11 protein-coding genes are annotated in these 12173 nt (G+C 27.8%); all 11 read left to right on the forward strand.

Annotation, left to right across the window (positions count from 1 at the left end; translation table 11 throughout):
* Window positions 1–307: 307 nt before the first annotated feature.
* The 11 genes from L3B98_RS03590 to L3B98_RS03640 all read left to right on the forward strand — a co-directional run bounded on the left by L3B98_RS03590 (window position 308) and on the right by L3B98_RS03640 (window position 11713).
* Window positions 308–1129 (forward strand): nitroreductase family protein, encoded by an 822-nt coding sequence (locus tag L3B98_RS03590; protein ID WP_238915656.1) that lies wholly within the window; start codon window positions 308–310, stop codon window positions 1127–1129.
* A 232-nt stretch (window positions 1130–1361) separates the two neighbouring features.
* On the forward strand, window positions 1362–1946 hold the full coding sequence (locus L3B98_RS03595) for a biotin transporter BioY (RefSeq protein WP_015395113.1): 585 nt from the start codon (window positions 1362–1364) through the stop codon (window positions 1944–1946).
* Between the two features lie 29 nt (window positions 1947–1975).
* Complete coding sequence (gene bioB / locus L3B98_RS03600) at window positions 1976–2947, forward strand: biotin synthase BioB (RefSeq protein ID WP_077366193.1); 972 nt, start codon at window positions 1976–1978, stop codon at window positions 2945–2947.
* Window positions 2940–3620 carry a dethiobiotin synthase gene (gene bioD / locus L3B98_RS03605; RefSeq protein WP_015395111.1) on the forward strand — a complete coding sequence of 227 codons (681 nt, stop codon included), beginning with the start codon at window positions 2940–2942 and terminating at the stop codon, window positions 3618–3620. The genes bioB and bioD overlap by 8 nt, the downstream gene beginning before the upstream one ends.
* Window positions 3621–3795: 175 nt before the next feature.
* On the forward strand, window positions 3796–5148 hold the full coding sequence (bioA, locus tag L3B98_RS03610; protein ID WP_238915900.1) for an adenosylmethionine--8-amino-7-oxononanoate transaminase: 1353 nt from the start codon (window positions 3796–3798) through the stop codon (window positions 5146–5148).
* A gap of 462 nt (window positions 5149–5610) precedes the next feature.
* Entirely contained in the window at window positions 5611–7332 is a 1722-nt protein-coding gene (locus tag L3B98_RS03615; protein ID WP_238915657.1) for an ABC transporter ATP-binding protein, read from the forward strand.
* 6 nt (window positions 7333–7338) lie between these two features.
* The gene (gene ccpM, locus L3B98_RS03620; RefSeq protein WP_238915658.1) at window positions 7339–8775 is read left to right on the forward strand and encodes a Cys-rich peptide radical SAM maturase CcpM; all 1437 of its coding nucleotides are present in this window, start codon (window positions 7339–7341) and stop codon (window positions 8773–8775) included.
* Entirely contained in the window at window positions 8747–9853 is a 1107-nt protein-coding gene (locus L3B98_RS03625; protein WP_238915659.1) for a TIGR04066 family peptide maturation system protein, read from the forward strand. The genes ccpM and L3B98_RS03625 overlap by 29 nt, the downstream gene beginning before the upstream one ends.
* Window positions 9854–9869: 16 nt before the next feature.
* Entirely contained in the window at window positions 9870–10121 is a 252-nt protein-coding gene (locus L3B98_RS03630; protein ID WP_015395106.1) for a hypothetical protein, read from the forward strand.
* Window positions 10122–10184: 63 nt separating this feature from the next.
* Window positions 10185–10328 (forward strand): CLI_3235 family bacteriocin precursor, encoded by a 144-nt coding sequence (locus tag L3B98_RS03635; protein ID WP_015395105.1) that lies wholly within the window; start codon window positions 10185–10187, stop codon window positions 10326–10328.
* 125 nt (window positions 10329–10453) lie between these two features.
* A complete protein-coding gene (locus L3B98_RS03640) occupies window positions 10454–11713 on the forward strand; it encodes a S8 family serine peptidase (protein ID WP_238915660.1) in 1260 nt (419 codons plus the stop codon).
* Window positions 11714–12173: the final 460 nt, after the last annotated feature.

Here is a 12173-nt window from a genome sequence, read left to right on the forward strand (position 1 = left end):
CCTGATTTAACATGTCTTGCAATTCGTGGATTCCTTGTTTAATTTGGAGTAGGGCTAGAGTGGCATGCTTTAAAAATGCCTGCCCAAAATGGGTGAGTTCAACATTACGTCCATTCCTATTAAATAGAGGCGCATTTAATAAAAAGGTATTGTAAATGTATAACTTTTAGTTATAGTTAAGTGAATATTATTGATTGGACATATGTATAATTTTAAATATATAATAATAAAGTACAAGTGTAAAACTATAAAAGTATTATAACTTTTATTCATGTATAAGTCGAAATATAAGGAGTAGATTGTAGTTATGATGAATGTAGATGCTAAAAAGTGTATTGGTTGTGGGTTATGCGTTAAAGACTGTTTTCCAAATGATATAGAAATAGTTGATGGCAAGGCCAGGATTAACAATGAAAGATGTATTAAATGTGGACATTGTATAGCTGTATGCCCTAAAGAAGCAATATCAATAGATGAGTACAATATGGAAGAAGTTAAGGATTATAATAAGGAAGAGTTTTCAGTGGATGCTGATAATCTACTGAATTTTATTAAATTTAGAAGAAGTGTAAGAAGATTTAAGAATAAAGAAGTAGAGAAGGATAAAATTTTAAAAATTATTGAGGCTGGCAGATTTACTCAAACTGCTATAAACATGCAGGATGTATCTTATATAGTAGTGGAAGAAAAATTACAAGAGCTTAAAGCTTTAACATATGAGAGTTTGAAAAAAATTGGTGAAAATATGCTAGCTAATTTATCTCCAGAAACGATTATGTATAAGAGTTATGCTGAGTTATGGATAAGAATGTATAAAGAATATATGGAAAATCCTAATGAGAATGATAAATTATTTTGTAATGCGCCAGCAATAATAATCGTTACAGCTAATTCAGATGTAAATGGAGCATTAGCTTCTTCAAATATGGAACTTATGACTAATGATTTAGGTCTTGGAACATTCTTCAGCGGATTTTTTGTAAAGGCTGCTCAGGAGAGTAAGGAGATCTTAGACTTTATTGGAGTTAAGGAAGGTAAGAAAGTTGTAACATGTATGGTAATAGGATATCCTGATGTGAAATATTTAAGAACTGTACCAAGAAAAGCAGCAGATATATGTTGGAAATAAAAAATGTTATATTTTAGTGGATTTCGAAGGTAGTGCTTCGCCTCCACCATGAAACCCACAAAAATCTAAAAATTAGATTTTTGTGGGTTATTTTTAATTTATGTATAAAATGTACAATTTTAATTAGATCTTAAATAAATATTTGCAAACTATATTGTAAACTTGATGAAAAAAATAAGGTTGACAATTCTAGAATGAAGGTATATATTGGATTTTAAAGGAAGGGAAAACAATGGAAAATGAAAAAATAAGCATAGTGGGAAATAAAAAAAAGATGACAACAAAACAGTTAATTTTATGTGGGCTCTTTACAGCATTAATTGCAGTGGGAGCATTTATTAAGATTCCAATACCAGTATTGCCATTTACGCTTCAGTTTTTATTTACTATGATGGCAGGCCTTCTACTTGGAGGGGAAATGGGTGCATACAGTGTTTTAATATATATTCTGCTTGGGTTTATAGGATTGCCTATATTTACTGAAGGGGGAGGATTAGGTTATATATTTAAACCAACGTTTGGTTATATAATTGGATTTTGGATTGCAAGCTATGTTACTGGAAAAATTGCAAATGAAAAATCTAATCCAACATATAAAAGGATCTTAACAGCTAATTTTATTGGACTAGCCATTGTTTATAGTCTGGGAATGATTTATTATTATATAATTTGCAATTTTGTAATTAACACTCCAATAGGTGTATGGCCACTGTTTTTATATTGTTTTATTTTAGCAGTTCCAGGAGATATTTTACTTTGTATATTAAGTGCACTTCTTTATAAGCGTCTTATTCCTACAATTAAATTTATTAGATAGCATTTTTATGATGAAAGGAAAATTGTATTATGGATACATTAAAAGAAATAAAAAATAAAGTATTAAGTGGACAAATGATAGGAAAAGATGAAGCATTACTTTTAGTTAATGAGCCATTAGAAAATTTATGCAGTACAGCAAATGAAATAAGAAAGCATTACTGCGGTAATATTTTTGATATATGTACAATTATAAATGGGAAAAGTGGTCAGTGTTCAGAAAACTGTAAGTTTTGTGCACAATCTTCGTTTCATAATACAAACATTGAGAAATATTCTTTGCTAGATGGGGAGGAAATTTTAAAACAGGCAAAATATAACGATGATAGAGGAGTACTTAGATATTCAATTGTAACTTCAGGAAAAAAATTAAATGATGATGAAGTGGATAATGTATGTAAAAGCGTAAGAAAGATAAGAAAAGAAACCAATATAGCTGTCTGTGGATCATTTGGACTTTTAAACAAGGAACAATACAAAAAACTTAAAGAAGTAGGATTAACAAGAGTGCATAACAATTTAGAGACTTCAAGAAATAATTTTAAAAATGTATGTACAACTCACACATATGATGAAAAAATAAATGCAATTAATGACGCAAAAAGTGCTGGGTTAAATATCTGCAGTGGTGGAATTATAGGACTTGGAGAAACTATGGAAGACAGAATTGAAATGGTTATTGACATAAGAAATTTAGGTATACATTCAATTCCTGTAAATATGTTAAATCCAATTAAAGGTACACCATATGAAAATAATAAAAAACTCACTAATGATGAGATGTGTAGGATAGTTGCAATATTTAGGTTTTTAGTACCTAATGCATCAATTAGACTTGCAGGTGGAAGAGGTCTATTGTCTGATAAAGGTAGAAAATGTTTTTTGTCAGGTGCTAATGCAGCAATTTCAGGAGATATGTTAACTACATCTGGAATATCAATAGAAACAGATATGAAAATGATTAATGAGCTTGGATATGAGGTGGAACTTTGGAATGAGTAAGAAGATTTTTATTACTGCAACAGGAACCGATATAGGAAAAACTTTTGTAACAGCACTTATAGTAAAAAAATTAAGAGATGCAGGATATAATGCAGGTTATTATAAAGCAGCATTAAGCGGGGCAGAAATTTCAGAAAATGGACTTATACCAGGTGATGCTTATTATGTAAATAAAATAGCTAATATTAATGAAACTATGGACAATCTTGTATCATACGTATATAAAGAATCTGTATCACCACATTTAGCTTCAAAAATAGAAGGAAATCCTGTTGATATGAATAAAGTTATAGAAGCTTTTAATAACTCTTTATTAAAGTATGATTATTTAACTATGGAGGGCAGTGGTGGAATAGTATGTCCTATAAGGTATGATGATAAAAAAATCATGCTTGAAGATATTATAAAAGAATTAGGACTTTCAACATTAATTATTGCGGATGCAGGCCTTGGAACAATTAATCATGTGGTTCTTACTGCAGAATATTTAAAGAATAGAAATATATCAGTAAAAGGAATTATATTAAATTATTATAATGAAGGTAATCTGCTGCATGAAGATAATAAAAAAATGATAGAGGCAATTACAAAAATCCCGGTAATAGGAGTAGTAAAAGAAAATGATAAAGAATTAAATATTGATATTAATAAATTATTAGAAATATATGAGTAAACTTTTAGGCATATTAAAGAAAATAATAAGCCATGATGAAATAATATATGATTTTGTGTGGATCACTTACTCAGGGAGTGTATACGAGTCGAGCTTCGTTATACGGAAAATAGACTAGAATACTGACTTATTATTTTTTGAATATGCATTAAATAAAAGAGAGAAGAGAATGAATATGAGTTTAGTTGAAAAAGATTTAAAATATATATGGCATCCATGCTCTCAGATGAAAGATTATGAAGATTTGAAGCCTATCATAATTGATCATGGAAAAGGTATTTATTTATATGATAAAGATGGTAAAGAATATATAGATATAGTAAGTTCGTGGTGGTGCAATTTGCTTGGACATTGTAATCCGACAATAAATGAGTATATAAAAAATCAGCTTAATAATTTAGAACATGTTATTTTTGCTAATTTTTCTCATGAACCAGCAATAAAACTTTGTGAAGAGTTAAGCAAAATCATTCCAAAAGGTCTTACAAAATTTAATTTTTCTGATAATGGTTCTGCGTCTGTTGAATGTGCTTTAAAAATGAGTTTTCAGTATCAATATCAAACAGGAAATAAGAAGAAAACAAAGTTTATGTGTTTAAATGAAGGTTATCATGGAGAGACTATTGGAGCATTATCTGTTGGAAGTATGGATCTATATGCAAAAATTTATAAACCAATGTTAATGGATACAATTCATGTGGAAGTTCCCGATTGTTATAGGTGTCCTTATGGTAAAGCCAGAGAATGTTGCAATGCAGAATGCTTTGAGAATGCAGAAAAGTCTTTTGAAAAGTATGGTGAAGAGACCTGTGCAATAATTGTTGAACCACTATTGCAGGGTAGTGCAGGAATGAGAATTTATCCTCCTGTATATTTAAAAAAATTGAGAAAACTATGTGATGAATATAATGTTCTTCTTATTGCAGATGAAATTGCCACTGGCTTTGGAAGGACAGGAAAAATGTTTGCTTTTGAACATGCAGGTGTCAGTCCTGATATTATGTGTGTATCAAAAGGATTAACAGGAGGCTATATGCCTATGGCAATAACAATTACAACAGATAAAATCTATAATGCATTTTATGATGATTACAATAAAGGAAAAGCATTTATGCATAGTCATACTTATAGCGGAAATCCTCTTGGCTGTTCTGCAGCTGTAGCAGTTCAAAAGGTTTTAAAGGAAGAAGCAATTTTAGAAAATGCAAAAGTAAGAGCAGAATATTTAAATAATAAATTAAATAATGCTTTAATAGAAAATCCACATATAGGTGAAATCAGACACATTGGATTAATTAATGCAATGGAACTTGTAACTAATAAAAAAGACAAAAAAAGTTATGATTCTAAGATTAGGATTGGGTATGAAGTGTATAAAAAGGCATTAAATAAAGGGTTAATACTAAGACCGCTTGGCAATGTGCTATATTTTAATCCTCCATTAATCATTAATGAGGAAGAAATAGATAAAGCAGTTTCAATATGTAAGGAAGCAATAGAAGAAGTAATAGAAGAAGTAATATTTTAGTGGATTTTAAAGGTTACGCATCGCCTCCACCATGAAACCCAAGACAATTATGTTTAATTGTCTTGGGTTATTTTTATTATATACAAGGTGTTATAAGAAATACTCTAGGTCTATTTATAAGTAGATGATGGAGTATTTTTTATTAAATGTGTCGAATCTTTAATAAAAGTCAAGTGTATTATCGTAAAAAGTAAGTTTTTGGGAATAAAAGTATATACTGTATATAATTTTGTCTTTATGACTGATTGTATATATTTAGTGAAATATGTATTTACTTTATTTAACTATTGAAATAAAATAAGGTAAAATTGGGTCATGTTATTAGAGATGACATAAATATCATATAAATTACAAATTAATTTAATTTTAAAATTCATTATTATTAAATATTTATGGGTAAATGTAATGCTAATGCATATGAAGTAAAAAGAGGTGAGTGCAATAAATAAAGAAAATGGAATTATGAAAAATATAATTATTTTATTAAGTTCACATAAATTATCTATAATATTCTCTTTTGCTTGTACCTTTATATTAGCATTGGCTAGCATATGTGCGCCTATTTTAACTCAAAATTTGATGGATAAAGGAGTCATGCTATTAAATATAAAAGTGACAACACAATATGTTGTTTACATAATAATACTATTTTTAATTCAAGAAGGATTAAGTTTCATTCAAGGTATTATACATATAAATATGCAAAATAAAGTTCATCTTGATTTAGAGGTGGAATCCTTTTCCAAAATACTTAGAATGAAAGTTCAGTATCTAAAAAATGAAGGATTTGCATCAATTTTTAGTACTATATCATGTGATATTGACACAATTGCTCAAGTAGCTAACAAGAGTTTTTTAATTTTAGCAATGCAAATTTTTAAGGTTATAGGTGGAATTATTGGATTGATGCTAATTAGCTATAAATTGACATTGTTCATTTTGATAATAGTTCCAGTAAAGTATTTAATAATAAACAAGTTAACTGAGATTAAGACTAATGTATTTAATAAGTTTTTGTTAGTTACTGAAAAAATAGGTATGTGGTATGGGGATATAATGAATGGAGTAGAGGAAATAAAGTTATGGAACCTATATCAAATTAAGAAAAATGAATATAGAAAATTGCAAAGTGAAAGATTTAAACTTAGTAATAAATTTCAAGTTTTAGATCAAATAAGTGAAAATAGTGGAAGCCTTTTACAAAATATAATATTTAATTATTTATATATATTAGGAATCGCTTTAATTATTAAGGAAGAAATTACAATTGGCGTTTTGATTACGTTTGTAACCTATAGTGAATTTGTAATTACACCTATTTCATTATTTATGACAATTAAATATGAGATAGCTAATATAAAACCTGCTTTTGAAAATTACTTTAAGTTTATAAGTGGCATAGAAGAAAATCAAGATATCAAAGAGTTAAAAAAATTACAAGAACCGAAGGTAATACGATTTAATGAGGTTAGCTTAACTTATGACTCAAAAAAAGTTCTATCACATATTAATTTAGAGTTAACTGCAGGTGAAAAAGTGGCATTTGTAGGTGCAAATGGAAGTGGTAAAAGTTCATTGGTTAATTTATTGTTAAGATTTTATGATCCAACAGAGGGTGCAATTTACATAGATGATTTAGATATTCAAAAAATAGATATTGATAAATATAGAGATTTATTTGCTGTAATGAGTCAAGATAGTTATTTATTTAATACTACAATTAAGAACAACATATCACTTCAAAATACATTGAGTGTTGAAGAAATTCAAAAGCAATGTATTGATAAAAAGATTGAATCCTTTTTGAAATTTATAGAAGAGCTGCCTAAGGAATTTCAAACAGATGCAGGAATTAGGGGTAGCAAATTATCTGGTGGTGAAAAGCAAAAGGTTGCACTCATAAGAACGTTACTTAAAAAAAATAGTCCAATACTAGTGCTAGATGAGGCTACTTCCAATTATGATATGGAATCTGAGCAATTATTTAATAGATTAGTTAGTGATTATGATACATATCCATTTGTATTTATTATTACACATAGACCAGAAATTTTAGAACATATGGATAAGATTGTTGTATTAGATCAAGGGCATATTATTTGCGTTGATAGTTATAAGAATTTATTAAAAAGTAATCAGATAATGCCAGAGATATTGCAAAACAATTGTTTACAAAGGAGTTAATATTAGATGAATAGAGTATATAAATGTTTTCAAGTTAATAAAAAGTATTATGTATATGATAGAGAAGAAAATACAATATTTGAAGTAAGTAGGTGTGACTATGATTTGTTAGCTACAATAAGAAATGATGAATCATTTGAACAAAATATTGATAAGCTTGATAAATATATTAAACAAGGATTTTTTAAAAGGACAAAATTATTTGAAATTGAACATCCTCTAACCGATAGTATAGAAGAACTTATAGATAATAGAGCAGAACAATTAATTCTTCAAGTGACACAAAATTGTAACTTAAGATGTAGTTATTGTTTTTATGGACAAGGTAATTATGATAATCGGACACATAGTAGCAAAAGAATGAGTTTTGAAACAGCTAAAAAAGGAATAGATTATATATTAAATCATTCAAGTAATTTAGAAAATGTATACATATCATTTTATGGAGGAGAACCACTATTAGAGATTGACTTAATAAAAAAATGTATTGAGTACGCAGGAGAAAAAGTAGAGGGAAAGAAGATTACATATAGTATGACTACTAATGGTACTTTATTTAATCGAGAAGTAGTTGAATTATTTGATAAATACGATTTTCAGATAGTAATTAGTCTAGATGGAACGAAGGAAATGCATGATTTAAACAGGAAATTTGTAAATGGTAAAGGTTCTTTTGATATGATAATGGATAATATTAAAGACATTAAAAATTGGTATCCTGAGTTTGCAAATAGAGTAATGTTTAATACAGTAATAGCTCCTAAAAGTGATTTTAGCTGTGTAAAAAACTTTTTAGAGCATGATGAGGTTATAGGAAATAGTTTTGTAAGTGCAAATACTGTTAATGATTTATATACTTCAAATGATTACAGCAATTATGATGAAAAATTTTATATTGCAAATAGTTATGGTGAATTTAAATTGTTGCTGGCTGTTTTAGGAAGATTAGATAAAAAATTTGCGTCTAAAATATTTCAAGAGCGATTTAACCATACTCTAAAAACTTATCAAGGGTTAGTTGATAAGGGGGAGATGCCTAGAAGAGCTCACCCAGGAGGTCCATGTATACCAGGGGTTCATCGCATATTTGTTAATGTTAATGAAGATATTTATCCATGCGAGCGTGTCAGCGAAAGTTCTAAACCAATGAATATAGGTAATTTAGAAAAAGGAATAGATATAGAAAAAGCTGTTAAGTTGATTAATATAGGAAAATTAACTGAAAATGAATGCAAGAGTTGCTGGGCTTTTCATTATTGCGATATGTGCGCTGCATTTGCTGATGATATTGATGAAATATCAAAGAGTAAGAGATTATCTAAATGTAAAGACAGCAGAAATAGTATATTAGAAGATTTTAAAGATATTTGTATGTTAAAGAATTTTAAATTTGATTTTAATGGAGATGTTTTTGATGAAAAAATTAATGATATATCCTTTTGATAAAGAAGTAACAGATATTGCAAGATATAGAGAAAATCTAAAAAATTATCAGCTTATAAATGTAATATCACCTAAGGGATGGGGACTTAATGGCAAGGATTCAAATAAATTGGATGGTGGTAAAGAAACAGGAATGATAATTTCAGAAGAATTTGAAGATGCACTAAAAAAGTGTGATGCTGTATTTTTTTCTGATACTAAAAAACAATCTCTTTTTGATACATATTTAAATAAAATAAATATGGCAAATGGACAGAATAAGGAAATTGTAATGACTAAGGAGTTATATAAAAAATTGTCTTTACAAGAAAATATAAATGTGGATGTAAATTTTATAAATACAACAATGATTGATTTTAGTGAATTTGTAATTAGAGAATTTAAACATAAATTATATAAGATTGATACACCAATTTTAGGTGTTTTTGGGGTAGGGGATTATTGTAATAAATTTGATATTCAATTAGGACTTAGAAGTAAATTTGAAAAAGATGGTTATAAAGTAAGTCAGCTGGGTACAAAGCAGTATAGTGAATTATTTGGAATTTACAACCTGCCAGAATTTCTATTTGCCTCTGATATGAGCATGGAAAATAAAATATTAAATTTTAATCATTATATTCATAATATTGAAATAAATGAAGAGCCAGACATTATAATACTAGGAATACCAGGTGGGATTATGCCATTGTCAAATGAGTATACAAATTATTTTGGTGAGTTGGCACTTATAATGAGTAAGGCTGTACCAATTGATATTGGCATTCTCAGTATATATTATACAAAAGAAATTGAAATAAAAACATTGAATGATATTAAACAATATTGTAAATATGCGTTGCAATGTGATGTAGATTATTTTAATTTAGCCAATATAAAATATGAAAGAGAGCCTTCATCAGGAGAGGTTTACTTTACAACTATATCTAATCATAAAGTCATGGAATTTATTTCTGAAAAAAAGGATATATATAAGGCACATAATTTAAATTTGTTCAGCATATTAGATGAAAATTCGTTTGTTGGTGGTTATGAGTGCATAATTTCAGACTTAACAGAAGGAATTGTACAAATTTAAAAGGAGTGTAAATGCAATGGAAAAAAAGCAAATTGAGAACATTATAATTAATGTTATTGAAGATATAGTAGATATAAATATTACTGATAGAAATTTAAATTTATTTGGTGATGAATACCACATTACACCAAGAGATATGACATATATTGTTTTTGATATAGAAAAGAAGTTAGGAAAAGAGATTGTATCTGTATTTGAAACAGAAGATATTGGTATTATGACAATTAGTAATTTAGCGGATGGGATAAAAAAACATATGGCAGTATGAAACACATATAGGTAACCTATATTTATTTATAAAATATTTTCAAAAATTATGGGGGGATTAAGAATGAAGAAATTAGTTAAAAAAAATCAAGTATCAAAAAATACAATTGAAATGTATGGCTTATTCTGTAGCTGTAGCTGCGGAAGTAATGCTATGCTATCATTAAGAAGAGGTATTAGTGCTTCACATTTAGGCAACGGTAGATAAAATTAAATTTACATTAATTAAGTTAAGAAATTAATTTGGTAATTTAATACACAGTTACTTATATGTGTTAGGCTCCCTTTAATTTAAATTAAAGGGAGTTTTAATTATATAATTTAGGTGGAAATATGAAAAGAATAAAAGTTGCTATAATTGATGACGGAATAGATAGGGTGGATTTTAATAAAGATAGGATTATAGAGTGCTACAACGTAAAAAACAAAAAAATTAGTTATTTAGGAAAACATGGAGAAGAAATAAGTGGAAGTTCAACAGGTTTTAGGCATGGAACGCTGTGCGAGGAAGTGTTTGCACATTTTGTACATACATATGAATATGATTTATATAGTATAAATATTTTTGAGTGCGAAGGTGAAATAAATATTATAGACAATTTATTAGAGGCAATTAGATGGTGCATAGAGAACAAAGTAGAGGTAATTAATATGAGTATAGGTACTACTAATTTTGCCTATTTTAAGATAATAGAGGAAGCTATAGAATTACTCGTAAAACAAGGAGCAATTATTGTAGCAGCAGAGAGTAATGAGAACAGATTAACATATCCAGCATGTTTGCCTAAAGTAATTGGTGTTAGATGTTCAAGAGGCGTTGGCTTAAGACCAAATGAATATATATATAATGTAAAAGCTATAGATGGTATTGAGGTTATAGCTTTTAGTTCTTATGATGGAAAAGAATTAGAGCATAAACTAACAGATGGGAGTTTATTAGTGAGTGAGATGACTAAGTGTAATAGCTTTACAGCACCATTTATTACAGCAAAGGTATGTGAACTTATCAAAAGAGGAATAAGAGGAGTAGAAGATATTAAACATGAATTGTTGGTTAATGCTAATTATATAAATGATTCTATAGATAAGTTTATAATTTTAGGGGAAGATTATTATGATTGTTTGGACAGTGATGAGGAAATACAAATGCCTAATATAGTCATATATAATGAAGCAGAGATAAATATAAATATAATAATAGAATCATTGCGTACTTATTTTATAGAAGATAACTATAATAGTATTGCTATATCAAGGATTGGAGAAAGTTCTATTGAAAATGGTATTTATGTGCTAGAAAGAAATGATTCAGATATATACATACTAGACAAAGTAAAAATGCTATATAAATTTACAAATCCAGATGTTCTAATAACAGAGGTATTACATATAAATGAAATACAACAGTTGAAAGAAAATGGGTTAGTAGATATAGTAATATATTTTTATAAAAATGAAATAAATAAGGATTTATTAAACAGTTATGAGAATTTGATATCAATGAATTTAATTGAAAGGAATAACTTGAGTGATCAAGAAAGAACAAGATTAATATATAATCGGTGTATAGATTTATTTGAATCTATAAATTAATTTTATAATCCACCAAATTGGTGTATGTAATTTGTGGAAAAATAAGTGGATTTTAAAGGTCATGCTTTGCCTCCACCATAAAATCCACGACCATTTGTATCTGGCTTAAATAGCTGCTTACATGTGGTCGTGTTTTTCTATTGCTACGGGTATACAAATTAGCTCTTCAGATACAAAAATATGTGGGTGGTAATATAATTTACATACCTCAAAAGGATAATAATAAAAAATCATGTGGAACTTCTACAGATAGTAGAAGTGAAATTATTGAAAGAAACAACGAAATAGAAGGAAAGCAGTAAATATAGGTGATTTAATAATTTGTTAAATATATAACAAATTATTTTTTATGACCATAATACATTTTTTAAGTCCATAAGATTTAATTTATAAAATTGGATGCTATTATAAAAATTGAGGAAATCAGTACAAATATATCTAATAATGAAGGGAAGTCATG

Origin of the sequence: Clostridium sp. YIM B02555, from assembly GCF_022320955.1 — a bacterium.
Taxonomy (GTDB): Bacteria; Bacillota; Clostridia; order Clostridiales; family Clostridiaceae; genus Clostridium; species Clostridium saccharoperbutylacetonicum.

Bases quoted from the DNA above. Each gene is read 5' to 3' on its own strand.
- L3B98_RS03590 (WP_238915656.1), top strand. From the start codon at position 308: ATGATGAATGTAGATGCTAAAAAGTGTATTGGTTGTGGGTTATGCGTT.
- L3B98_RS03595 (WP_015395113.1), top strand. From the start codon at position 1,362: ATGGAAAATGAAAAAATAAGCATAGTGGGAAATAAAAAAAAGATGACA.
- bioB (WP_077366193.1), top strand. From the start codon at position 1,976: ATGGATACATTAAAAGAAATAAAAAATAAAGTATTAAGTGGACAAATG.
- bioD (WP_015395111.1), top strand. From the start codon at position 2,940: ATGAGTAAGAAGATTTTTATTACTGCAACAGGAACCGATATAGGAAAA.
- bioA (WP_238915900.1), top strand. From the start codon at position 3,796: ATGAGTTTAGTTGAAAAAGATTTAAAATATATATGGCATCCATGCTCT.
- L3B98_RS03615 (WP_238915657.1), top strand. From the start codon at position 5,611: ATGAAAAATATAATTATTTTATTAAGTTCACATAAATTATCTATAATA.
- ccpM (WP_238915658.1), top strand. From the start codon at position 7,339: ATGAATAGAGTATATAAATGTTTTCAAGTTAATAAAAAGTATTATGTA.
- L3B98_RS03625 (WP_238915659.1), top strand. From the start codon at position 8,747: ATGAAAAAATTAATGATATATCCTTTTGATAAAGAAGTAACAGATATT.
- L3B98_RS03630 (WP_015395106.1), top strand. From the start codon at position 9,870: ATGGAAAAAAAGCAAATTGAGAACATTATAATTAATGTTATTGAAGAT.
- L3B98_RS03635 (WP_015395105.1), top strand. From the start codon at position 10,185: ATGAAGAAATTAGTTAAAAAAAATCAAGTATCAAAAAATACAATTGAA.
- L3B98_RS03640 (WP_238915660.1), top strand. From the start codon at position 10,454: ATGAAAAGAATAAAAGTTGCTATAATTGATGACGGAATAGATAGGGTG.